Raw genomic sequence first — 21,952 nt, 5'->3', positions numbered from 1 at the left:
CCCGGCTCAGCGCGCCTGACCCTGGCTGCCCAAAAAGCCCGCGACGCCGCGAACCAGCGCGTCGGCGTATTTCTGCCGGCCCTCGGCCGACTCCAAAAGCGCCGAGTCCGCCGGGTTCTTCATGTTGCCGCACTCGACCAGGATCGACGGGTACTGCGCCAGGTTCAGACCGGTGAGGTCCGAGCGCCCGTACAGACCGTTCTGACCGATGTAGTTGGCCGGCGGGATGCCGGAGGCCTGCAACTGATCGCGCATGATCCGCGCGTACTGCACCGACGGTCCGGCCTGTACCTGGTTGAGCGGCGGGGCCGAGTAGTTGACGTGGAAGCCGCGGCCGGACGGCGGGCCGCCGTCGGCGTGGATGCTCAGGATCGCGTTGGGGCGCAACGAGTTAGCCATGTTGGCGCGCTCGTCGACACACGGTCCCAGCCCGGTGTCGTTGCCGCGCGACAAGGCCGTCCGGACGCCAAGGGCGTTCAGCTGGGCGCGAACCCGCAACGCGGTGTCCCAGGTGAACGTGTGCTCCATGTAGCCGGAGTTGGTCGCCGTCCCGCTGGTCTGGCAGTCCTTGGTGCCGCCGCGGCCGGTGGTCACCTGGCGGCCGATCGAGGCGTCGTTGGCGCCGTTGTGCCCGGGATCGATGAATACCACCATGCCCGCGATGTTGGAAGGGGTTGCGGTGGCCGTCGGGATGATGATTGCCGAGGTGGCAACGATCATGCCGATGACCGTTCTGATGCCGACACGTCTGCTCACTCGTAGGTCCACGGCGCCAAGTTAACGTCGCGCGGTCTACGCTTGGTGTTCCGAATCGCCGGACACCCGCAGGCGAAACCAACTCGAGACCAATATGCGAGGGGACTGTCATGCAACCCGGAGGCGATATGTCGCAACTGCTGGCCCAGGCCCAGCAGATGCAGCAAAAGCTACTGGAAGCCCAGCAACAACTCGCGAACGCTGAAGTGCACGGCCAAGCCGGTGGCGGTTTGGTCAAGGTCGTCGTCAAGGGCAGCGGCGAGGTGGTCGGCGTGACGATCGATCCCCAGGTCGTCGATCCCAATGACATCGAGACGTTGCAAGACCTGATCGTCGGCGCCATGGCCGACGCCTCCACGCAGGTCACCCGGATGGCGCAGGAGCGGCTCGGGGCGCTGGCCGGCGGACTGGGTGGCCCGCCGCCGAACCAGCCACCGACGGCACCGCCCGCGCTCTAGACTCTCCCGACCGACATGTTTGAAGGACCCGTCCAGGACCTGATCGACGAACTCGGCAAGCTCCCGGGCATCGGACCCAAGAGCGCCCAGCGCATCGCCTTTCACCTGTTGTCGGTGGAACCGCCGGACATCGACCGCCTGACGGCGGTGCTGGCGAAGGTTCGCGACGGGGTGCGGTTCTGCGCGGTGTGCGGCAACGTCTCCGACGACGAGCGATGCCGGATCTGTGCGGACCCCCGCCGGGACGGATCGCTGGTCTGCGTCGTCGAGGAGCCGAAGGACATCCAGGCCGTCGAGCGCACGCGCGAGTTCCGTGGCCGCTACCACGTGTTGGGCGGCGCGCTCGATCCGCTGTCCGGAGTGGGGCCCGAACAGCTGCGGATTCGCGAGCTGCTGAGCAGGATCGGGGAGCGGGTCGACGACGTCGACATCACCGAGGTGATCATCGCGACCGACCCCAACACCGAGGGCGAGGCGACCGCGACCTACCTGGTTCGGATGCTGCGCGACATCCCCGGCCTGACCGTGACGCGGATCGCGTCCGGGCTGCCGATGGGCGGTGACTTGGAGTTCGCCGACGAGCTCACACTGGGCCGCGCGCTGACCGGCCGCCGGGCGATGGCCTGACGTCCGTCAGGCCTTGCTCAATTGGAATGACCGCGTAAAGGTCTTGCCCGGCTCTCCGCTGCACGCGTCCGGCGAGGCCGTCGTCCGGGCTTCGCCGGCCAGCGTCACGGCGTCGAAGCTGTAGTTGACGGTCACCGGTGCCTCCGAGACCGAAGCGCCGTTACCGCACGGCGCCTGGGCCGTGCCGCTGTGTGTCCATCGTCCATTGGCGAGGTCGAATTCCCAGCTGATGACGAAATTCCCGCCATCTTGCGATGTGGCCAGGGCGCAGTCCGATCCGCACGGGACGAAAAGCCAAACGGTTGACTTGTTGTTGTCCTGGTAGAGCACGTTGTACCGGCCGGTCGGCACTTCCGTGCCGGCGTGCGCCGGTGTCGACGTCGTGCCGAACGCCGCGATCAGCGCGGCGCCGGCAGCCAGTCTCGGACCGATCCGCACGGCTAGCGCGCCGCCAGTCGTTCGCGACGCAGCAACTCCACCTCGGGCAGCTCCAGCGGAGCCAGCTCACCCACCACCTTGCTCAGCAGGAGGTCGGCCAGCTCCGGGTTGCGGGCCAGGCACGGACCGTGCATGTAGGTGGCGACGACGGACCCCTGCACCGCGCCGTCGAAGCCGTCGCCGGCCCGGTTGCCCGCGCCCTTGGCCACGGCACCCAACGGCGAGGCCGCGGGCCCCAATACGGTTCCGCCGCGGTGGTTTTCGAAGCCGGTGAGGCGGTGGGTCAAGCCCAGCAGCGGCTTGGTCACCAGCTCGCCGATGGTGCGTGCTTCCTGCGGCGAGGTGGTCGCGTCGAGCATGCCCACACCGTCGACCCGCTCCCCGGACGACGTCTCATACCAGTGCCCGAGCACCTGGACGGCCGCGCAGATCGCCAGCACGGGCGCGCCCAGCTCCGCCGCGCGCTGCAGACCCGGATACCGGATCAGGTGCCTGGTGGCCAGCCGCTGCGCGTAGTCCTCCGCCCCGCCCAACGTGTAGAGGTCCAGCGACTCGGGCACCGGGTCGGCGAGTGTGATCTCGACGATCTCGGCGGCGATTCCGCGCATCCGAAGACGCTGCCGCAGCACCACGGCGTTGCCGCCGTCCCCATAGGTGCCCATCACGTCGGGCAGCACCATCCCGATCCGTACCGTCGAGTCAGTCATGTCGGGCAAACGCTCGTTGCAGTTGAAGGAACGCGGTGTAGTTGGCGACGACCTCGACGCGCCCGGGCGGGCACGACGCGATAGCGGCCATGGTGTCGTGCACCAACGTGTGCTCGACGCCCGCGTATCCCAGCCGCACCGCCAGGTCGGTGCCGCGTTCGCCGGCGGCCACCACCGCGGTTTCCTCGAAGTGTTCGAAGCGCACATCCCACAGCCACGACAGGTCCTCCCCGTCGGGCACCTGTCCGTTGACGGAGATGACCACCCCGGAAGCGTGCTTGTCGACCATCGACAGCGCCTCCTGCCAGCCGGCCGGGTTCTTGGCCAGCAGGATCCGCGCCTCGTGCGCGCCGATCCGGACGGTCCGGTAGCGGCCGGCGACCTCGTCGACCGCAGAGACGGCCGCGACCGCACGCACTGGGTCGGCGCCGAGGGCGACCGCGGCGGCCACCGCCTGGGCGGCGTTGCCCCGATTCACCGCGCCCGGCAGCGCCAGGTGCATCGGCAGCGCCAGCCCGTCGGGCCCGTGCAGCGTGTCGTCATCGAACCACCACTGCGGGCTGGGCCGCTTGAAGTCGGCGCCGGTGGAATACCAATGGCCGCTGTCGCGGACGATGACCTCGCCGGTGCGCGGACAGCTGACCGAGTCGTTCGCCCAGGAACCACCCGCCGCCACCCACACCGCGTTCGGGCTGTCGTAAGCCGCCGAGGTCATCAGGACGTCGTCGCAATTGGCGACGACGATCGCGTTGGGGTGCTGGGCCAGCCCGGCCCGCAGCGCACGTTCGATGACGTTGATCTCGCCGACTCGGTCCAGCTGGTCGCGCGACAGGTTGAGCAGGACGATGACGCCGGGTTGCACCGCGTCGGCCACGTGTGGCACGTGCATCTCGTCGACTTCCAGGGCCGCCAGCGTCGCCTGACGGTTTGCGGCCAGCGCGGCGACCAGGCCGGCGTCCATGTTGGCGCCCTCGGCGTTGGTGGCCACCGGCCCCAGCGTGCCGAGCGCCGCCGCGGTCATTCGCGTGGTGGTCGACTTGCCGTTGGTTCCGGTGATGACGACCGTGCGCCGCCCGGTCGCGAGCTGACGCAGGACGGAGCGGTCCAGCGTCATCGCGATCAGGCCGCCGATCATCGCCCCGGCTCCGCGTCCGGTGACCCGCGATGCCCAGCGTGCGCTCGTTCCCGCGGCGAGGGCCAGGCGTGCACGGGTGGTAACCACCCGCGCAGTTTATTAGGACGATCGCCAGCGCGGCGTCCTGCGCCGGGCGCAGCGGGTCGGCCTCATGGATTTACAGCGGACGACACGGCGCGCAGTGCTCGTCTGGTGTCGGCCGGTCGTGCCATCCTCAAGCCATGAGCGACACCTGGGGTCGGCCGGCCACCGAGCCGGACGCGGGCTGGGCCGTCATCGACGTGGAGACCTCGGGTTTTCGGCCGGGTCAGGCGCGGGTCATCAGCCTCGCCGTACTCGGACTCGCCGCCGACGGCCGCGTCGAGCAATCCGTCGTCAGCCTGCTCAACCCGGGCGTCGACCCCGGTCCTACCCACGTGCACGGCCTGACCGCCGCAATGCTGGAGGACCAACCTCAGTTCGCCGACATCGTCGGTGACGTGGTCGAGGTGGTGCGCGGCCGCACTCTGGTGGCCCACAACGTCGCGTTCGACTACGCGTTCCTCGCCGCGGAGGCCGAGCTCGCCGGCGCCGAACTGCCCGTCGACAGTGTCATGTGCACGGTCGAGCTGGCCCGCCGCCTCGACCTCGGCATCGACAACCTGCGTCTGGAGACGCTCGCGGCGCACTGGGGCGTGACCCAGGAACGGCCGCACGACGCCTTCGACGACGCCATGGTGTTGACCGGCGTGCTGGCGTCGGCGCTGAATCGCGCACGCGAGCGTGACATCTGGTTGCCCGTGCATCCGGTGACGCGGCGGCGCTGGCCGAACGGCCGGGTCACCCACGACGAGCTGCGGCCGCTGAAAGTGCTGGCTTCCCGGATGCCGTGCCCGTATCTCAACCCGGGGCCCTATGTCGGGGGCAGGCCGCTGGTCCAAGGGATGCGCGTGGCGTTAGCCGCCGAGGTCGCCCGCACCCACGAGGAACTCGTCGAACGCATCCTGCACGCCGGGCTGGCCTACAGCGATGCCGTCGACAAGGAAACGTCGCTGGTCGTCTGCAACGACCCCACCCCCGAGCAGGGGAAGGGCTTCCTGGCTCAAAAATTGGGGGTGCCGGTGATGTCCGACGCGGCGTTCATGGACGGTGTCCGCGCCGTTATCGGCGGCGCCGGCATGGAGGAATTCATCGACGCGACCGAGCTTGACCAGCAATTAGCGCTGTTCTAGGGCCCGCCGCGCCAATGATCGATGCGGTTATGGTCGGGCGTGAATCCGTGCTTGACACCCCATAACACGGCCTGGGTGCGGCTGGTGGCGCCTACCTTTCGGTAAATCGTTCGTATGTAGGACTTCACGGTGTTAGGGCTCAAGTAGGTGAGCCGTGCGACGTCGGCGTTGCTTTTGCCCTGGGTGATCAATGCCAGGATTTCCGCTTCGCGGTCGCTGAGTCCTTCGGAGCGGCCGGGCCAGTCCTGCCCGGGCGCGGCACGTGCGCGGCCACCGGCCTGGCTGATGACCACCTCCCCCGAATGCACCGCTTCCAACGCGGCGACGAGATCGCGTGCGGGCAGGGTTTTCGATAGGTACCCGTCGGCACCGTGCCGGCGCGCGCTCTCGAGGAGGTCGGGATGGAAGTTCCACGTGTACACCACAACTCGATGTGCGTGCGGGTTGGCGACGAGCACACCGATCTCTTCGTGGTCGGATTCGGGCTGAGCGAAGGAGTCGTACAAGACGATGTCGACCGAGTCTTTGACTGGCATCGTGGAGTCGAGTTCTGCAATCACGACCCGGTCGCGGTAGGGCTCGAGCATGTTGGCCACACCCTTCACGACGACGTCGTAGTCGTCGACTAGCGCGACCGTGATCGGGGCGCGAGGATTGAGCGGCGGCATGGTGGGAACATTACCTACCAAGGGGTGTATTGCTACCCCCCTTAAGGGTGGTCAACTGAACCAGTCACCTCTGAAAAGGAAGGCTCTTCATGATCGTTCTCGGAATCATCCTGCTCGTCCTGGGGTTCCTCTTCAAGATCTCCATTCTGTGGACCATCGGAATCATCCTGGTCGTCATCGGTGCCATCCTCGCGGTTCTGGGCAACATGGGGCGCGCGGTCGGCGGTCGCCGGCACTGGTACTGATGGCACCTTCCCGCCGGACCAGGCCGACGGGAAGGCTCTTCTCGATGAATACCGTTGTGGCTAAGCGCTATTCATCAAACGGGAAGAGTATGGTTTTGCCGGGCAGTCGGCCGGTGTCCGCGGCATCGTGCACGTCGGCGGCCTCACTCAGCGGGCGGCGGTCGGCAACGTTGATGCGTAGTTGTCCGGCGTCGACGCGGCTTGTGAGGTCGGCCAACTGCGCGGCATCGCTACGGACGAAGATGCGTTGCGTGCGCACTCCCCGGCCGGGATTCTCGGGCCCCGACGTCATGGTGCCCACATAGAAGCCCTCGTCGGCGACTACACCGACGAGGGCCTCGGTCTCCGCGGCTGTGGTGCTCACCAGGTTGAGCACCACGTCAAAAGGTGCGTTGTCGACATCGACCGGTGAGTGCGCGTAGTCGATGTAGTCGATGATTCGGTCGGCGCCGTAGTCGCGCAGACGGTCGGCGTCACGCGGCTTTGCGGTCGCGGTAACGACGGCGCCGGCGTGCTTGGCCAGCTGAACTGCGTAGCCGCCGACCGCGCCTGACGCACCGTTGATCAGGACCGTCTGCCCGGCCGTCAGGCCGGCGATCTCGAACAGCGCCTGCCACGCGGTCAATCCGACTACCGGCAGCGCAGCCGAATCGGCCAGTGGAACCGACCGCGGCGCCGCGGCCAGCACCTCGGCCGGTGCGAGCACGTATTCGGCGGCGGCACCGTCGGCGTCCATCGGCAGCAATGCCAGGACGGCGTCGCCGACCTTCCAGCCCGACACGCCGTTTCCGAGCTCGGCGATTGTGCCTGCGACATCGATGCCCGGCACGTGCGGGAAGGTGATCGCGAACTCCTCGGACAGGTATCCGCCGCGGATGCCCGCATCGACCGGGTTGAACGACGTCCCGGCGACCTTCACCAGGACCTGTCCGGCGCCCGTTGTCGGCCGCGGGACCTCCGTGTACTCCAGCACCTCGCTGCTGCCGTATCGCCGGTAAAGCACAGCCTTCATGATTTCCTCCACTCCTATGTGCTTCGAGATTGAAGCAGTTACTCACCAAGTAACTTGCTTCGAACTCGAAGTAATTCCACGAGCTGCTGTGATTGTTGTCGCAATGCTTCGATATCGAAGCAGTAAGATTGCGGCATGGTCGAAGCCCTCAGGCCTGAGCAAATGCGCACGTACTTCGCCCTCACCGAGGCGACGAGCCTGCTGCAATACGCCGTGCGACAGCAACTACAGGCAGAGGGCGGTCTCAGCTACGTACAGTTCGAGATCTTGGCGCATCTTGCCGACGCCGACGGCCAACTCACGATGACCGATCTGGCCGACGGCGTGGTCTACAGCCGCAGCGGCCTGACCCACCAAGCCGGTCTGCTGGAAAAGGCGGGACTCATCACCCGCGATGCCAGTCCCCATGATCAGCGAGCCACCGTCGTCGACATCACGGAAGCGGGTCGAGTCCGTCTCGCCAAGGTGCTGCCCGGCCATATCGAGGTCGTACGCAGCCTGCTGTTCGACTCGCTGTCGGACCAAGATGTCCACACCCTCGGCGACATCATGGTTCGCGCCCGCGACCACATGCGTGCCCGTCCGCCGCGCTCGGCTGCGCCGCGCAAGCGCCCTAGCGGCGGGACGCCCGGTTGACCGCCGAGACGACCGCGCGCAGCGATGCGATGGTGATCGACGGCGCGATGCCCACGCCCCAGACGACCTTCCCGGCCACCGAAGCCTCCACGTAAGCCGCCGCCTGGGCGTCGTCGCCGGAGCTCATCGCGTGCTCCGAGTAGTCCAGGACGGCCACGTCGAACCCGACGCTGCCCAGCGCGTGGACGAACGCGGCGAGCGGACCATTGCCGGTTCCCTTGACCTCGGTGTCCACGCCGTTGATCTTGACGGTCGCGGTGATGTTGGTCGCCCCGCCGTCTTCCTCCGAGGCGTCGACGCGCTGCTTGATCCGTTCCAGCGGCAGCACCGGGGCCAGGTACTCCTCGGAGAACACGTCCCACATCTCCTTGGGTGAGACTTCCCCGCCCTCACCCTCGGTGATCTGCTGAATCGCCCTGGAGAACTCGATCTGCACCCGCCGCGGCAGCGCCAGGCCGTGGTCAGCCTTCATGATGTAGGCCACGCCGCCCTTGCCGGACTGCGAGTTGACCCGGATCACCGCCTCGTAGGTGCGTCCGACGTCGCGCGGGTCGATGGGCAGGTAGGGCACCTGCCAGAGCATGTCCTCGACGTCGGTCTCCGCCGCGTCCGCGTCGACCTTCATTGCGTCCAGCCCCTTGTTGATGGCGTCCTGATGGCTACCGGAGAACGCGGTGTACACCAGGTCGCCGCCGTACGGATGACGCTCGGGCACCGGCAGCTGGTTGCAGTACTCCACCGTGCGACGGATCTCGTCGATGTTGGAGAAGTCGATCTGCGGGTCCACGCCACGGGAGAACAGGTTGAGCCCCAACGTCACCAGGCACACGTTCCCGGTGCGCTCCCCGTTGCCGAACAGGCAGCCCTCTATCCGGTCGGCGCCGGCGGCGAAGCCCAATTCGGCTGCGGCAACGGCGGTTCCGCGGTCGTTGTGCGGATGCAGGCTCAGGATGACGGACTCCCGGTTGGCCAGGTTGCGGCTCATCCACTCGATCGAGTCGGCGTAGACGTTGGGCGTTGCCATCTCGACGGTCGCAGGCAGGTTGAAGATGATCGGGTTGTCCGGCGTCGGACGAATGATCTCAGCGACGGCATTGCACACGTCACGGGCGTACTCGAGCTCGGTCCCGGTGTAGGACTCCGGCGAATACTCGAACCGCCACTGCGTGCCGGGGTACTTGGCGGCCTCCTGGATGCACTTGCGGGCACCCTCGGTCGCGATGGCTTGGACCGCGTCCCGGTCGGCGCGAAAAACCACGCGGCGCTGCAGGATTGAGGTCGAGTTGTAGAAGTGCACGATCGCGCGGTGCACACCCTCGCAGGCCAAAAACGTCCGCTCGATCAGCTCGGGCCGGCACTGGGTCAGCACCTGGATCGTCACGTCGTCGGGAATCGCGCCCTCGGTGATGATCTCGCGGACGAAGTCGAAGTCGGTCTGGCTGGCCGACGGGAATCCGACCTCGATCTCCTTGTAGCCCATGCGGACCAAGAGGTCGAACATGCGGCGCTTGCGGGCCGGGCTCATCGGGTCGATCAGCGCCTGGTTGCCGTCGCGCAGGTCCACCGCGCACCACAGTGGCGCCTGAGCGATGACCCGGTCGGGCCAGGTGCGGTCGGGAACCCGGATCGGCTCGACTTCTTCGGCGAACGACCGATACCGGTTGAACGGCATCGACGAACCGCGCTGGGGATTCCACGCGGGTTGGCCGGGGGCGGGCGGGCCTGCGGGTTTGTTGATCGTTTGCGCTGATGTAAAAACGTCGGGATTAGTAGTCACGGTAATCACTCCGGGGGGCTGTGGGGGACCTCAGACCGGCACATCGCGAACACCCGCGACGGGAAGCCGGTCTGGATCAGACCCCGTCGCGGCGTCCGAGGAGGAGCACCCGCTGCACGTTGTGCACTCTACCGTGATTTACGCCGTGGATAAAATCCCCGCGAACCGCATCAAATCGCAGGCTGTCGGCCTCGCCAGCACGACGAAAACCGACATGCGCAGGCACGTATTCTGTTGTGGACTTAGGCGGACTGAAAAGGAAGACAAACGTGGCGCTCGTCGTCCAGAAGTACGGCGGATCCTCGGTGGCCGACGCCGATCGAATCCGCCGTGTTGCCGAGCGCATCGTCGCTGCCAAGAAGCAGGGGAACGACGTCGTCGTCGTCGTCTCCGCGATGGGTGACACCACCGACGACCTGATGGACCTGGCCCAACAGGTATGCCCGGCCCCACCGCCGCGCGAACTCGACATGCTGCTGACCGCCGGTGAGCGGATCTCCAACGCGCTGGTGGCGATGGCGATCGAGTCGCTGGGTGCGCAGGCTCGCTCCTTCACCGGTTCGCAGGCCGGCGTGATCACCACCGGCACGCACGGCAACGCCAAGATCATCGACGTCACGCCGGGACGGCTGCAGGCCGCGCTCGACGAGGGTCGCGTCGTGTTGGTGGCCGGGTTTCAGGGCGTCAGCCAGGACACCCGCGACGTCACCACCCTCGGCCGCGGGGGCTCGGACACCACCGCGGTGGCTTTGGCCGCCGCGCTTCGCGCCGACGTCTGCGAGATCTACACGGACGTGGACGGCATCTTCAGCGCCGACCCGCGGATCGTGCACAACGCCCGCAAGCTCGACACCGTCACCTTCGAAGAGATGCTCGAGATGGCGGCCTGCGGCGCCAAGGTATTGATGCTGCGCTGCGTGGAATATGCCCGCCGCTACAACATCCCGGTGCATGTCCGATCCTCGTATTCGGAGAAACCAGGCACCGTCGTCGTCGGATCGATCAAGGACGTATCAATGGAAGACCCCATCCTGACCGGAGTCGCGCACGATCGCAGCGAGGCCAAGGTGACCGTCGTCGGCATTCCCGACATCCCCGGATACGCCGCGCGCGTCTTCCGGGCGCTCGCCGACGCCGACGTGAACATCGACATGGTGTTGCAGAACGTCTCCAAGGTCGAGGACGGCAAGACCGACATCACCTTCACCTGCTCGCGTGACAGCGGGCCCACCGCGGTGTCCAAGCTGGATGCGCTCAAGGAGGAGATCGGGTTCAGTCAGCTGCTCTACGACGACCACATCGGCAAGGTGTCGCTGATCGGGGCCGGCATGCGCAGCCACCCCGGGGTCACGGCCACCTTCTGTGAGGCCCTGGCCCAGGTGGGCGTCAACATCGAGCTCATCTCCACCTCCGAGATCCGCATCTCGGTGCTGTGCCGCGACACCGAACTAGACAAGGCCGTCGTTGCGTTGCACGAGGCGTTCGGGCTCGGCGGCGAGGAGTCGGCGACGGTGTACGCGGGGACGGGTAGATAGATGGTTGCCATTGGAGTTGTAGGCGCCACGGGCCAGGTCGGCCAAGTGATGCGCAGGTTGCTCGACGAGCGTGACTTCCCGGCGACCTCGGTGCGGTTCTTCGCGTCGTCGCGCTCGCAGGGTCGCAAGCTGGAATTCCGCGGTCAGGAGATCGAGGTCGAGGACGCCGCGACGGCTGACCCGACGGGTCTGGACATCGCGCTGTTCTCCGCCGGCAAGACGATGTCGCTGGTGCAGGCGCCGCGGTTCGCCGCGTCCGGGGTGACGGTGATCGACAACTCGTCGGCGTGGCGCAAAGACCCGGATGTGCCCTTAGTGGTGTCCGAGGTCAACTTCTCCCGTGACGCCGCCAACCGGCCGAAGGGCATCATCGCCAACCCGAACTGCACCACGATGGCCGCCATGCCGGTGCTCAAGGTGCTGCACGACGAAGCGGAGCTCACGCGCCTGGTGGTGTCCAGCTATCAGGCGGTGTCCGGCAGCGGGCTGGCCGGGGTGGACGAGCTGGCCGCCCAGGCGCGCGCCGTCATCGACGACGCCGAACAACTGGTGCACGACGGCGGCGCGGTGGAGTTCCCGAAGCCGAAGACCTACGTCGCGCCCATCGCGTTCAACGTGCTGCCGCTGGCCGGGTCGCTGGTGGACGACGGTTCCGGCGAGACCGACGAGGACCAGAAGCTGCGGTACGAGAGCCGCAAGATCCTGGGCATCCCCGAGCTGCTGGTGAGCGGCACCTGCGTGCGGGTGCCGGTGTTCACGGGGCACTCGCTGTCGATCAACGCCGAGTTCGCGCGACCCCTGTCGCCCGGGCGCGCCCGGGAGTTGCTCGACCGCGCACCCGGGGTCAAGCTGGTCGACGTGCCGACCCCGCTGGCCGCGGCCGGCGTCGACGACTCACTGGTCGGTCGCATCCGGCAGGACCCGGGCGTGCCGGAGGGGCGCGGCCTGGCCCTGTTCATCTCGGGGGACAACCTGCGCAAGGGGGCGGCGCTGAACACCATCCAGATCGCCGAGCTGCTGGCCGCCCAGCTGTGACCCGCGGGTGAGCACCGCGCACACTCGCTCGACCGCATGGTGCTCGCTGCTGGCCGCATCGGCAGTGTGTTTGGTTGTCTCACAATCTGTTTGGGTCGCGCGCGCCGATCCGCCGGCCCCGGCTCCCGGGCCCGTCCTGGCGCCGCTGGCGCCAGGTCAGGTGATGCGTATCGGACCGACCGCCGGAACTGGAACGCCCACAAAGGATTACGGCATTGGCGCCACGGATCTGTGCGAATTCCTGGAATTCTCAACCGAACTGCTGCAGGTCTGCGGTGACAGCTTCGCCGGGCAGGGAGTGGGATTCGGCGGCTGGTACTCGCCGGTCGCGCTGCACGTCGACTCGGCGTCGGTCGACGATCCCGCCGGGGTCCGCTACACCGGCGTGACGGGGATCAGCAAACCGCTGCTGGCCGACCCGGCACCGGCGGGGGATTCGCAACTGCCGGCAGGCGTGGTGCAGATCAACCGGCGCAACTACCTGATGGTGACGACGACGAAGGACCTTAAACCACAGACCTCGCGGTTGGTGACGGCCGAACCGGCGCACGCCGGGTGGCAGACTGTCCCGGGGTCTAAACGCGAGGGCTCCTTTCAAGGCGGCTCGCAGACGCAGATCAGCGGCTACTACGACCCCATCCCGACCGCCGACTCGCAGAGCGGATGGGTGTACATCGTGGCAAACAGTTTCACCCGCAGCCAGCCGGTGGTGCTGTATCGCGTTGCGCCGCAAAACTTTACCGACCGATCGCGATGGCAGGGCTGGGCCGCCGGGCCGAACGGCGGCTGGAACAAGCCGCCGACAGCGCTGTGGCCCGAGGCGGTTGGCGAGATGTGCGTCAGGCAGATCGACGGCAAGAGCGTGCTGTCCTACTTCAACGCCGCCAACGGCAACATGGAGGTTCGGGTCGCCGACGACCCGACCGGGCTGGGCGACGCGCCGGTCACCACGGTCGTGCAGCACGACGAGTGGCCGGAACCCGCGGAAAGCCTGCCGCCCCCATACGACAACCGGCTCGCGCAACCGTACGGCGGCTACATCTCGCCCGGCTCCACCCTCGATGAGCTGCGTATTTTCGTCAGCCAATGGGACACCCGCGCCAGGGTGAGCGCGCCGTACCGGGTGATTCAGTTCGCCGTCAACCCGTTCAAGCCCTGATCAGAGCCCATTTTCCAGCGTTCCGCCCGCAGTGCGTCCGCAGCAAAGCAACATCGCCTGACCAGGCATTTGCAGTCTCAATTGGCGGCAGAACGGGTACACCCCAACAATGTCCAGGAATCGGCGCATTACGCAGGTGGCCGACCGGTGTATGGCGCAGTCGGCAGTCTTATCGCCAGCCCTCCCAGACGGTGAGGCGCTCAGGGGCGCGAATTCGCTCGCGGAGCAGGACCGTTTCGATGCGATGGTCCGGGAAATCGAGCAGCTACGCCGCGCCCTCGAAACTCGTGACATCATCGGCCAGGCCAAGGGCATGCTCATGGAACGCTTCGACATCGACGCGGCGGCGGCATTCGGGCTGTTGAAGAATCTGTCACAGCAATCCAACACGCCGGTCGCGGTCATTGCCCAAAAGGTCATCGAAATCGACCACCCAAGCATGTAGGTGCAGCCGCGGCGGATCATCCGATTACAGTCGGGGATCCCAGCGAATCATCGCACAGGGCAGCGAGTTTGGTGTTTCAGCGTTCGGCGTTGGGGTAGGGCTGGAATCAAGGCGCGCGAGGGTGGCCGGCAACCCCGCGCCGCTTAGCCCTCGGTAGTTATAAAGCAGCTACCGGGGGCGCCTGTAGAAAACCGGAGCCGCTGACGCCGGCATCGGCGGAGCATCGGACGAAAACCCTTATTCCTCTTCCGCGCTCTTTACGTTCTCTCGGCTTGCTATGCGGTCGCGGCGCGCGGCGTCGCGGTGCTCCTGGGCGGCTTGGCGATGTGCGGCGTCGTCGCCGACGTGGCCGGCTTGCGCCTCGTCATGGAAGTCGGCGGCACGGTCGTGTATCTCCGCTGATTGATCGTGTGCACGCGCCGCGGAGCGGTGCGCTTTTTCGGCACGTTCATGGGCCTCTTCGGCGCGCTCGGCGGCACGTTGGACGTCAGCTTCGGTGATAGAACGGTCGTCTTCCAGCTCCGCGTGCCGTTGGATGAGTTCTTCGGCTCTTTCGGCGGCCCGGTCTCCTGGTGATTGCGACATATGGCAACGCTAGAGCCATACCGACTGCTTGTGGAGCCGCCTGACTCAAGAAGGTTTAATGTCGTCGATCGCGTCTAACCGTGCTGGTATGTCGCGATGCGCCGCCGAGAGGCGGGTTCGCCGAACCCAGTCAAGCTCGACGAGTGCTCGACCCGGGCGTTTCGCCAGCTAGGGCGGGGTTTTCGGCTCATAGCTGCTACATAAGTAGCGCATAGCCGCAACTATTGTTAACGCCTTCATCATTTGTCTCATGAGTGAAACATCTGAAACCCCCACCGTGCGGCACTCCACCGCAACTGCACCGGCGTCTGCTGCTGGAGAGGCAGCAGCGCTATACCGGACCCCTCGGGTCTTCCTTGCCGCGGCATGGGTCGCCATCGTCGCGGGAATCGTCTTCATCATCTCCGTCATCTTCTTCACCGGGATGGCCTTGGGCCATCACGGCGGCCATCACCACCACCACAAGCACCCCGCGGCGTGGATGCACCCGCACCGCGGCCCGGGCGGCCCCGGTGGTCCGGGACAGTTCGGTCCGGGCGGGCCTGGTGGCCAGGGTGGCCAGGGTGGACAGAGCAACACCCCCAGCACCACGCCGGGCGCTCCTTCGGGCGTGCGTCCCAGCATGGCCCCGGGCCTGCTTCCGCCCTCGGTGTTCCGTTCTGCTGCAATCACACCTGGTGCCACGGGAGGAGCCCCAGCGGTCATCGTGCTGACGAGGTAAGACCTCTCGGCTGACCACATTCAACAGCCAGTAGCCCGGCGCTCACGAGGAGCGCCGGGCTACCCGTTTTTGAACGACGTAGATAACCGCCGCATCTCGATTCACAGCAATTTAGTGCTGTACACCTGTTAAGGAATTGGTGTGCCGGGGCACTATTCAAGGCATGACCGAGACACCCGAACCGAAAGCTGAGCCGACCACCACTCCCGCCGTGGCCTCTCCGGCGGTGCCGCCGCCTCTGCCCCCGGGCCATCAGGTGAAGCCACCGCGGCTCTACACGGCGGCCGCGTGGGTGGTGATCGTCGCGGGGATCGTGTTCATCATCTCGACGGTTTTCTTCGCCGGTGCCTTCATATTCGGGCATGAGTACTGCCACCATCACCACGGCACGATGTTCAAACCCGGAGGTCCCGGCGGTCCTCCCGGAGGTCCCCCCGGCGGGCCGGGCGGTGGCCCCGGTGCGTGGCAGTACGGTCCCGGAGGTCCCCCTGGACCGCCGCCGTGGCAGTACGGGCCGGGTGCCCCCGGGCCCGACAACGGGCCGTGGGGCTTCGGCGGACCGGGTGGCGGGCCGAGCGGCCCCGGATTCGTTCCCGGTGGTCCGGGCGGTCCGGGTGGCCCCGGCGGGCCCACCTCCGGCGGGCCCGGCCTGAGCGGGCCTGGGCAGCCGCCGAGCGGTGCCATCAGCCCCTCCCCTCGCCCACCGGCCCCGCGTCCATAGCGAGAATTCGGCCTGAGGATGCACGTCAGGTTCATGAAAGTGGCTGGCGTGGAAGGGACTCAGAACGGCTCTCACTCGAATCTCGTTGCAATCAGCCCAATTAACGAGGAGATAGCGAAATGACGGAGCGTTTCACCACCACCGACGCCGGCATCGCTGCGCCAAGCGACGAACAGTCCTTGACGATCGGTCCCGACGGCCCAATCCTGCTGCAGGATCACTACCTGATCGAGCAGATGGCCCAGTTCAACCGGGAACGCATCCCGGAACGCCAGCCGCACGCGAAGGGCGGCGGGGCCTTCGGCACCTTCGAGGTCACGAACGACGTCAGCCAATACACCAGGGCCGCGGTCTTTCAGCCCGGCACCAAGACCGACATGCTGGCGAGGTTCTCCACCGTCGCCGGCGAGCGGGGCAGCCCAGATACCTGGCGTGACCCGCGCGGCTTCGCGCTGAAGTTCTACACCAGCGAAGGCAACTTCGACATGGTCGGCAACAACACGCCGGTCTTCTTCATGCGCGACCCCCTGAAGTTCCAGCACTTCATCCGGTCCCAAAAGCGCATGCAGGCAACGAATCTGCGCGACCACAACATGCAATGGGACTTCTGGAGCCTGTCGCCGGAGTCCGCACACCAGGTGACCTGGTTGATGGGCGACCGCGGGATTCCCAAGACCTGGCGCAACATGAACGGCTACAGCAGCCACACGTACAGCTGGATCAACGCCGGCGGCGAGATCTTCTGGGTGAAGTACCACTTCATCACCGATCAGGGCATCGATTTCCTGACCCAGGAGGACGCGGATCAGCTGGCGGGCGAGGACGGCGATTACCACCAGCGCGACCTCTACGACGCGATCGAGCGTGGCGATCACCCCAGCTGGACCCTGAAGATGCAGATCATGCCGTACGAGGAGGCCCGCAACTACCGGTTCAACCCGTTCGACCTCACCAAGGTGTGGCCGCACAGCGACTATCCGCTGGTCGACGTCGGCAAGATGACGCTCAACCGCAACGTCACCGACTATCACACCGAGATCGAGCAGGCCGCGTTCGAGCCCAACAACACCGTGCCCGGCACCGGGTTGAGCCCGGACAAGATGCTGCAGGCCCGCGGCTTCTCCTACTCCGATGCGCACCGTGCCAGGCTCGGGGCCAACTATCGGCAGATCCCCGTCAACGAGCCGAAGGTCGAGGTGAACAGCTACTCGAAGGACGGCGCCATGCGGATCAAGAATGTTTCAGATCCCGTTTACGCGCCCAACTCCTACGGTGGGCCGCACGCCGACCCGGCGCGCGCCGCCGAGATCCGCTGGCACGCCGACGGCGACATGGTCCGCGCCGCGTACACGCTGCACGCCGAGGACGACGACTGGGGCCAGGCCGGCACCATGGTTCGCGAAGTCCTCGACGACGCTGCCCGAGATCGCCTGGCGCACAACATCATTGGTCACGTCTCCAAGGGCGTCAAGGAGCCGGTGCTGTCACGGGTGTTCGAGTACTGGCGCAACGTCGACCCCGATCTCGGCAAGAAGGTCGAGGAGGGCTTGCGCAGTAACGGGGGCTAACCGCTCGGTCGGCGGCCTGGCATGATCGCTGGAATGACCATGCGGGTTGCGCGGATCGCCGGTGTCACCCTCGGTCTGGCCCTCGGGGGCAACCTCGCAACCCCGGTTGCGGGCGCGCACCCGTCGGAACCGGGCGTGGTGAGCTACGCCGTCCTCGGTAAGGGGTCGGTCGGCAACATCGTCGGCGGACCGATGGGATGGGACTCGGTGTTCACCCAACCGGGCCAGGGCGAGTGGGTGGACCTGCCGGTGTGCAACAACTGGGCGGACATCGGGCTGCCCGAGGTGTACAACGACCCGGACCTGGCGTCGTTCAACGGCGCCGTCACCCAGACGTCGGCCACCGACCAGACCCACTTCGTCAAGCAGGCGGTCGGAGTGTTCGCCAGCAACGACGCCGCCGACCGTGCCTACCACCGGGTGGTAGACCGGACCGTGGGTTGTTCGGGACAGACCACCGCGGTCCACCTGGACAACGGCAGCACGCAGACGTGGTCGTTCGACGGCGGTCCGCCCGGGCCGGCCGACGCGAACTGGACCAAGCAGGAGGCGGGCACCGATCGGCGGTGTTTCGATCAAACCAGGCTGCGTGAAAACGTGTTGCTACAGGCCAAAGTGTGTCAATCCGGCAACGCGGGACCCGCGGTGAACGTGCTAGCTGGGGCGATGCAGAACGCGCTGGGTCAATAACGTAGGGAGTGGGTAACCGTGCTTCCCGTGCACCCGAATCGGGCGGCCACCGGAATATGTCGGTGGCGTCTGCTAGATGAAGTGGTGACGGTTATCGTTCCATTACCTGCGCACGCATGCGGTCCGCAAGCACGTGTTCAAGCTTGTCCGGGCCCGAAGGGATCGTGATATGACGTTCGCTCCGATCTCCTCTGCGGCCTCGCAATTGGAAGACGCCGCTACCGCCGTTCCTGAGATCAATGCCGACATGGCCGACTCCGCGGCCGTCGCACAGTACATCGCCGATGGCTGCCTGGTGGACGCCCCGCTCGGCCGGGTTGGCCTAGAGCTCGAGGCCCACTGCCACGACCCGGCCGACCCGCATCGCCGGCCCGGCTGGGACGAGATCGCCGGGGTCATCGATCGGCTGCCGGCTTTGCCGGGCGGCAGCAGGATCACCGTCGAACCGGGTGGTGCCGTGGAGCTGTCCGGGCCGCCGGCCGACGGCGTGGTTCCCGCCATCGATCTGATGCATCGGGACCAGGCCGTGCTGCGGTCGGCGTTTGCCGACGCCGGGCTGGGCCTGGTCTTCCTGGGTGCGGATCCACTGCGGCCGCCCAAGCGCATCAACCCGGGCGCGCGCTACCGCGCCATGGAACAGTTCTTCGCCACCAGCGGCTCCGGGGAAGCGGGCTCGGCGATGATGACGTCGACGGCCTCGGTTCAGGTCAATGTGGACGCCGGCCCGCGGGACGGCTGGGCGGCGCGGGTGCTCCTGGCGCACGCGCTGGGGCCCACCATGATCGCGATGACCGCCAATTCCCCGATGCTGGGCGGCGAGTTCACCGGCTGGGTGTCCTCCCGCCAACGGGTGTGGGGCCAGATGGATTCGGCGCGCTGCGGTCCCATCCTCGGCGCCAGCGGCGATGATCCGGGCACGGACTGGGCACGCTACGCGCTCAAAGCGCCGGTGATGTTGGTGCACAAGCCGGACGCCGAGGCGGTCACGCACTGGGTGCCCTTCGCGGACTGGGTGGACGGGCGGGTGCTGCTCGGCGACCGGCGGCCGACGGTCGCCGATCTGGAATACCACCTGACGACGCTGTTCCCGCCGGTGCGGCCGAGGCAGTGGCTGGAAATCCGCTACCTGGACAGCGTGCCGGACGCGTTCTGGCCCGCCGTGGTCTTCACGCTGGTGGCCCTGCTCGACGACCCGGTCGCCGCCGACATCGCGGCCGAGGCCGTCGAACCCGTGGCCACCGCCTGGGACGTCGCGGCCCGGGCGGGTCTGCGCGACCGGAGGCTGTTCACCGCGGCGAACAAGTGTGTGGCCGTCGCCGCCGAAAGGGCACCCGCCGAAATCGGCGAATCGATGCAACGCCTGGTCCGCAGTGTCGAGCAGGGACGTTGCCCCGGCGACGATTTCGCCGACGAAGTGATCGAGCACGGTATCGCGCCCACCGTGGCGCGACTGGCGCAAGGCGGGCTGTGACTTTTCCTGACGATTCCGACCCGCTGCGCCCGGCTGCGCCGCGCTTGCGGTCGTCATGTCGCGAGGGTCTTGCCGACGGTTTGGCGCGGGCGCGGACACGGACGTTGCGGCTGGTCGACTTCGACGATGACGAGCTGTACCGGCAGTACGACCCGTTGATGAGCCCCCTGCTGTGGGACCTGGCGCACATCGGTCAGCAGGAAGAGCTGTGGCTGTTGCGCGGCGGCGATCCGGCCCGGCCCGGGATGTTGCCGCAGGCCGTCGAGGGACTCTACGACGCGTTCGTTCACTCCCGCGCCAGCCGCGTCGACCTGCCGTTGCTGTCCCCGGATAAGGCGCGGGCCTACTGCCGGACCGTGCGCTCGGCCGTGCTCGACGCGCTCGACGCGTTGCCCGACGACCCGGCAGGTGACGAAGCGGCCTTCGTGTACGCGATGGTCGTCAGCCACGAGAACCAGCACGACGAAACCATGCTGCAGGCTTTGAACCTGCGCAACGGCGCGCCCCTGCTGGGCGACACCGCGGTGCTGCCGAAGGGCCGGCCGGAGCTGGCCGGCACGTCGGTGCTGGTGCCCGCCGGCCCGTTCGTGCTGGGCGTCGACGCGGTGAGCGAACCCTATTCACTGGACAACGAGCGTCCGGCCCACGTCGTCGACCTGCCGGCCTTCCGGATCGGTCGGGTGCCGGTCACCAACGGCGAGTGGCAGCAGTTCGTCGCCGACGGCGGCTACCGTCAGCCGCGCTGGTGGTCGCAGCGCGGCTGGGATCATCGGGAAAGCGCGGGCCTGACGGGTCCGCAGTTCTGGAGTTCCGACGCGCGGACCCGCGTCCGGTTCGGCCACGTCGAAGACATTCCCGCCGACGAACCGGTGCAGCACGTCACCTACTTCGAGGCCGAGGCGTATGCGGCCTGGGCCGGCGCGCGGCTGCCCACCGAAGCCGAATGGGAGAAGGCCTGCGCGTGGGATCCGGTGACCAGCAGCCGACGCCGCTATCCCTGGGGAGAGCAGGAGCCGTCCGAGCTGGTGGCCAACCTCGGCGGTACCGCGCTGCGCCCGGCGCCCGTCGGCGCGTACCCCGGGGGCGCGTCGGCATACGGGGTCGAGCAGATGCTCGGCGACGTCTGGGAGTGGACCAACTCCCCGCTGCGACCGTGGCCCGGCTTCGTCCCGATGATCTACGAGCGGTACTCCGAGCCGTTCTTCGACGGCGACTACCGGGTGCTGCGCGGCGGCTCGTGGGCCGTCGAATCGGCCATCCTGCGACCCAGTTTCCGCAACTGGGACCACCCCATCCGTCGTCAGATCTTCTCCGGCGTTCGGTTGGCCTGGGATGTGCCCGACGCCGCGGGCAATACCTGATGTGCCGTCACCTCGGCTGGCTGGGGGCCGACGTCAGCGTTGCCTCGCTGATGCTGGATCCGCCCCATAGCCTGCGCGTGCAGTCGTATGCGCCGCGTCGGCAAAAGCACGGGTTGATGAACGCCGACGGTTGGGGCGTCGGGTTTTTCGACGGCCCTGCCGAGGGCGGAACCCCGCGCCGCTGGCGTAGTCCAGCGCCGCTGTGGGGCGACGTGTCGTTCGACTCCGTCGCGCCCGCGCTGCGCAGTCACTGCGTGGTGGCCGCCGTGCGCTCGGCCACCGTCGGCATGCCGATCGAGATCAGCGCGACGGCGCCGTTCACCGATGGTCAATGGTTGTTGTCGCACAACGGAGTCGTCGACCGCGCCGTGTTGCCGACCACGACCCTGGCCGAATCCGTCTGCGACAGCGCGATACTCGCCACGACCATTTTCGCGCGGGGCCTCGACGCGCTGGGTGAGACCATCACCGAGATAGGCGAGGCCGACCCGAATGCCCGGCTGAACATAGTGGCCGCCAACGGTTCTCGGATGCTGGCGACGGTCTGGGGCGACACGCTGTCCATCTTGCGACGTCCCGACGGTGTGGTGTTGGCCAGCGAGCCGTACGACAACGACGCGGACTGGGAGGACGTGCCGGACCGCCACCTCGTCGAAGTCACCGCGACGGGCGTCACGCTGACGCCGCTGTATCACCCGAAAGGATCTCGATGACGCTGTCGCTGTCCAACCACCTCGCCGCCGACTCGACGTACCACGCGTTGCGCCGTGACGTGTCCGAAGGCCTGCAGCAGACGCCGAAGTCGTTGCCGCCCAAATGGTTCTACGACTCCGTCGGCAGCGATCTGTTCGACCAGATCACCCGGCTGCCCGAGTACTATCCGACCCGCGCCGAAGCCCAGATCTTGCGGGACTGCTCGGCCGAGATCGCCTCCGCGAGCGAGGCGGACACCCTTGTCGAACTGGGCGCCGGAACGTCGGAGAAGACCAGG

Annotated in this window: 24 protein-coding genes and 1 pseudogene; 17 read left to right on the top strand and 8 right to left on the bottom strand. The window is 67.3% G+C overall.

Features of this window, described 5'->3' with window-relative positions:
- Nucleotides 1–6: 6 nt before the first annotated feature.
- On the bottom strand, nucleotides 7–768 hold the full coding sequence (locus tag JOZ00_RS24965) for an Rv3717 family N-acetylmuramoyl-L-alanine amidase (RefSeq protein WP_293349573.1): 762 nt from the start codon (nucleotides 766–768) through the stop codon (nucleotides 7–9).
- Between the two features lie 98 nt (nucleotides 769–866).
- Between JOZ00_RS24965 and JOZ00_RS24960 the strand changes: the two genes are divergently transcribed.
- Together JOZ00_RS24960 and recR are read left to right on the top strand one after the other, a co-directional pair.
- Nucleotides 867–1,214, top strand: coding sequence for a YbaB/EbfC family nucleoid-associated protein (locus JOZ00_RS24960; protein WP_293349570.1), 348 nt, complete (start codon nucleotides 867–869; stop codon nucleotides 1,212–1,214).
- A 15-nt stretch (nucleotides 1,215–1,229) separates the two neighbouring features.
- Entirely contained in the window at nucleotides 1,230–1,841 is a 612-nt protein-coding gene (recR, locus tag JOZ00_RS24955) for a recombination mediator RecR (protein WP_293349567.1), read from the top strand.
- A 6-nt stretch (nucleotides 1,842–1,847) separates the two neighbouring features.
- Here recR and JOZ00_RS24950 read toward each other — a convergent pair whose 3' ends face one another.
- The 3 genes from JOZ00_RS24950 to JOZ00_RS24940 are packed head-to-tail and all read right to left on the bottom strand — an operon-like array spanning nucleotide 1,848 to nucleotide 4,208.
- Complete coding sequence (locus tag JOZ00_RS24950; protein ID WP_293349564.1) at nucleotides 1,848–2,279, bottom strand: hypothetical protein; 432 nt, start codon at nucleotides 2,277–2,279, stop codon at nucleotides 1,848–1,850.
- A gap of 2 nt (nucleotides 2,280–2,281) precedes the next feature.
- The gene (locus JOZ00_RS24945; protein WP_293349561.1) at nucleotides 2,282–2,986 is read right to left on the bottom strand and encodes a type 1 glutamine amidotransferase; all 705 of its coding nucleotides are present in this window, start codon (nucleotides 2,984–2,986) and stop codon (nucleotides 2,282–2,284) included.
- Nucleotides 2,979–4,208: a Mur ligase family protein gene (locus tag JOZ00_RS24940; RefSeq protein WP_293349558.1), complete on the bottom strand. Its 1,230-nt coding sequence runs from the start codon at nucleotides 4,206–4,208 to the stop codon at nucleotides 2,979–2,981. Before JOZ00_RS24940 ends, JOZ00_RS24945 begins: the two co-directional genes overlap by 8 nt.
- Nucleotides 4,209–4,342: 134 nt before the next feature.
- Here JOZ00_RS24940 and JOZ00_RS24935 point away from each other — a divergent pair, with 134 nt between their 5' ends.
- Entirely contained in the window at nucleotides 4,343–5,332 is a 990-nt protein-coding gene (locus JOZ00_RS24935; protein WP_293349555.1) for a DEDDh family exonuclease, read from the top strand.
- Here JOZ00_RS24935 and JOZ00_RS24930 read toward each other — a convergent pair.
- Entirely contained in the window at nucleotides 5,329–6,000 is a 672-nt protein-coding gene (locus JOZ00_RS24930; RefSeq protein WP_293349552.1) for a response regulator transcription factor, read from the bottom strand. The two genes, JOZ00_RS24935 and JOZ00_RS24930, sit on opposite strands and share 4 nt — an antisense overlap.
- A gap of 89 nt (nucleotides 6,001–6,089) precedes the next feature.
- Here JOZ00_RS24930 and JOZ00_RS24925 point away from each other — a divergent pair, with 89 nt between their 5' ends.
- A complete protein-coding gene (locus tag JOZ00_RS24925) occupies nucleotides 6,090–6,245 on the top strand; it encodes a DUF6131 family protein (protein ID WP_293349549.1) in 156 nt (51 codons plus the stop codon).
- 67 nt (nucleotides 6,246–6,312) lie between these two features.
- Here the strand turns inward: JOZ00_RS24925 and JOZ00_RS24920 are convergent, their stop codons facing one another.
- Nucleotides 6,313–7,257 carry an NADP-dependent oxidoreductase gene (locus JOZ00_RS24920; protein WP_293349546.1) on the bottom strand — a complete coding sequence of 315 codons (945 nt, stop codon included), beginning with the start codon at nucleotides 7,255–7,257 and terminating at the stop codon, nucleotides 6,313–6,315.
- 135 nt (nucleotides 7,258–7,392) lie between these two features.
- Between JOZ00_RS24920 and JOZ00_RS24915 the strand changes: the two genes are divergently transcribed.
- Nucleotides 7,393–7,893, top strand: a complete 501-nt coding sequence (locus JOZ00_RS24915) for a MarR family transcriptional regulator (RefSeq protein WP_293349543.1) — start codon at nucleotides 7,393–7,395, stop codon at nucleotides 7,891–7,893.
- Here JOZ00_RS24915 and leuA read toward each other — a convergent pair.
- Nucleotides 7,871–9,676 (bottom strand): 2-isopropylmalate synthase, encoded by a 1,806-nt coding sequence (leuA, locus tag JOZ00_RS24910; protein WP_293349600.1) that lies wholly within the window; start codon nucleotides 9,674–9,676, stop codon nucleotides 7,871–7,873. The two genes, JOZ00_RS24915 and leuA, sit on opposite strands and share 23 nt — an antisense overlap.
- A 263-nt stretch (nucleotides 9,677–9,939) precedes the next feature.
- Between leuA and JOZ00_RS24905 the strand changes: the two genes are divergently transcribed.
- The 4 genes and pseudogenes from JOZ00_RS24905 to JOZ00_RS24890 form a co-directional block, all read left to right on the top strand.
- Nucleotides 9,940–11,205, top strand: a complete 1,266-nt coding sequence (locus tag JOZ00_RS24905; RefSeq protein WP_293349540.1) for an aspartate kinase — start codon at nucleotides 9,940–9,942, stop codon at nucleotides 11,203–11,205.
- On the top strand, nucleotides 11,206–12,240 hold the full coding sequence (locus tag JOZ00_RS24900) for an aspartate-semialdehyde dehydrogenase (protein ID WP_293349537.1): 1,035 nt from the start codon (nucleotides 11,206–11,208) through the stop codon (nucleotides 12,238–12,240).
- Between the two features lie 7 nt (nucleotides 12,241–12,247).
- Nucleotides 12,248–13,399 (top strand): DUF4185 domain-containing protein, encoded by a 1,152-nt coding sequence (locus JOZ00_RS24895; protein ID WP_293349534.1) that lies wholly within the window; start codon nucleotides 12,248–12,250, stop codon nucleotides 13,397–13,399.
- Between the two features lie 244 nt (nucleotides 13,400–13,643).
- Nucleotides 13,644–13,844 (top strand): annotated as a pseudogene (locus JOZ00_RS24890) (ANTAR domain-containing protein); the annotation flags it as partial.
- Between the two features lie 237 nt (nucleotides 13,845–14,081).
- Here JOZ00_RS24890 and JOZ00_RS24885 read toward each other — a convergent pair.
- Nucleotides 14,082–14,429: a hypothetical protein gene (locus tag JOZ00_RS24885; protein ID WP_293349531.1), complete on the bottom strand. Its 348-nt coding sequence runs from the start codon at nucleotides 14,427–14,429 to the stop codon at nucleotides 14,082–14,084.
- Between the two features lie 277 nt (nucleotides 14,430–14,706).
- On the opposite strand from JOZ00_RS24885, the gene JOZ00_RS24880 reads away from it, so the two are divergent.
- The 8 genes from JOZ00_RS24880 to JOZ00_RS24845 form a co-directional block, all read left to right on the top strand.
- Nucleotides 14,707–15,150: a hypothetical protein gene (locus JOZ00_RS24880; protein ID WP_293349597.1), complete on the top strand. Its 444-nt coding sequence runs from the start codon at nucleotides 14,707–14,709 to the stop codon at nucleotides 15,148–15,150.
- Between the two features lie 163 nt (nucleotides 15,151–15,313).
- Nucleotides 15,314–15,871, top strand: a complete 558-nt coding sequence (locus JOZ00_RS24875) for a hypothetical protein (protein WP_293349528.1) — start codon at nucleotides 15,314–15,316, stop codon at nucleotides 15,869–15,871.
- Between the two features lie 119 nt (nucleotides 15,872–15,990).
- Nucleotides 15,991–17,439 carry a catalase gene (locus JOZ00_RS24870; RefSeq protein ID WP_293349525.1) on the top strand — a complete coding sequence of 483 codons (1,449 nt, stop codon included), beginning with the start codon at nucleotides 15,991–15,993 and terminating at the stop codon, nucleotides 17,437–17,439.
- Between the two features lie 39 nt (nucleotides 17,440–17,478).
- Nucleotides 17,479–18,129 carry a sensor domain-containing protein gene (locus JOZ00_RS24865; RefSeq protein ID WP_293349594.1) on the top strand — a complete coding sequence of 217 codons (651 nt, stop codon included), beginning with the start codon at nucleotides 17,479–17,481 and terminating at the stop codon, nucleotides 18,127–18,129.
- A 169-nt stretch (nucleotides 18,130–18,298) separates the two neighbouring features.
- The gene (gene egtA, locus JOZ00_RS24860; protein ID WP_293349522.1) at nucleotides 18,299–19,600 is read left to right on the top strand and encodes an ergothioneine biosynthesis glutamate--cysteine ligase EgtA; all 1,302 of its coding nucleotides are present in this window, start codon (nucleotides 18,299–18,301) and stop codon (nucleotides 19,598–19,600) included.
- Between the two features lie 44 nt (nucleotides 19,601–19,644).
- Nucleotides 19,645–20,961, top strand: coding sequence for an ergothioneine biosynthesis protein EgtB (egtB, locus tag JOZ00_RS24855; protein ID WP_293349591.1), 1,317 nt, complete (start codon nucleotides 19,645–19,647; stop codon nucleotides 20,959–20,961).
- Entirely contained in the window at nucleotides 20,961–21,674 is a 714-nt protein-coding gene (gene egtC, locus JOZ00_RS24850; protein WP_293349519.1) for an ergothioneine biosynthesis protein EgtC, read from the top strand. The genes egtB and egtC overlap by 1 nt, the downstream gene beginning before the upstream one ends.
- The coding region (locus JOZ00_RS24845) for an L-histidine N(alpha)-methyltransferase (protein WP_293349515.1) at nucleotides 21,671–21,952 on the top strand (282 nt) is incomplete at its 3' end. The genes egtC and JOZ00_RS24845, both read left to right, overlap by 4 nt.

It is taken from the genome of Mycobacterium sp. (genome assembly GCF_019243155.1).
GTDB lineage: Bacteria > Actinomycetota > Actinomycetes > Mycobacteriales > Mycobacteriaceae > Mycobacterium.
Note: the sequence above shows the minus strand (reverse complement) of the source record. Positions and strands in the feature narration are given on the sequence as shown.

Coding starts and splice junctions, on each gene's coding strand:
- JOZ00_RS24925 (WP_293349549.1), top strand. CDS start 6,090: ATGATCGTTCTCGGAATCATCCTGCTCGTCCTGGGGTTCCTCTTCAAG.
- JOZ00_RS24915 (WP_293349543.1), top strand. CDS start 7,393: ATGGTCGAAGCCCTCAGGCCTGAGCAAATGCGCACGTACTTCGCCCTC.
- JOZ00_RS24865 (WP_293349594.1), top strand. CDS start 17,479: ATGCGGGTTGCGCGGATCGCCGGTGTCACCCTCGGTCTGGCCCTCGGG.
- JOZ00_RS24935 (WP_293349555.1), top strand. CDS start 4,343: ATGAGCGACACCTGGGGTCGGCCGGCCACCGAGCCGGACGCGGGCTGG.
- JOZ00_RS24945 (WP_293349561.1), bottom strand. CDS start 2,986: ATGACTGACTCGACGGTACGGATCGGGATGGTGCTGCCCGACGTGATG.
- egtC (WP_293349519.1), top strand. CDS start 20,961: ATGTGCCGTCACCTCGGCTGGCTGGGGGCCGACGTCAGCGTTGCCTCG.
- JOZ00_RS24960 (WP_293349570.1), top strand. CDS start 867: ATGCAACCCGGAGGCGATATGTCGCAACTGCTGGCCCAGGCCCAGCAG.
- JOZ00_RS24875 (WP_293349528.1), top strand. CDS start 15,314: ATGACCGAGACACCCGAACCGAAAGCTGAGCCGACCACCACTCCCGCC.
- JOZ00_RS24870 (WP_293349525.1), top strand. CDS start 15,991: ATGACGGAGCGTTTCACCACCACCGACGCCGGCATCGCTGCGCCAAGC.
- JOZ00_RS24885 (WP_293349531.1), bottom strand. CDS start 14,429: ATGTCGCAATCACCAGGAGACCGGGCCGCCGAAAGAGCCGAAGAACTC.
- egtA (WP_293349522.1), top strand. CDS start 18,299: ATGACGTTCGCTCCGATCTCCTCTGCGGCCTCGCAATTGGAAGACGCC.
- JOZ00_RS24930 (WP_293349552.1), bottom strand. CDS start 6,000: ATGCCGCCGCTCAATCCTCGCGCCCCGATCACGGTCGCGCTAGTCGAC.
- JOZ00_RS24920 (WP_293349546.1), bottom strand. CDS start 7,257: ATGAAGGCTGTGCTTTACCGGCGATACGGCAGCAGCGAGGTGCTGGAG.
- recR (WP_293349567.1), top strand. CDS start 1,230: ATGTTTGAAGGACCCGTCCAGGACCTGATCGACGAACTCGGCAAGCTC.
- JOZ00_RS24900 (WP_293349537.1), top strand. CDS start 11,206: ATGGTTGCCATTGGAGTTGTAGGCGCCACGGGCCAGGTCGGCCAAGTG.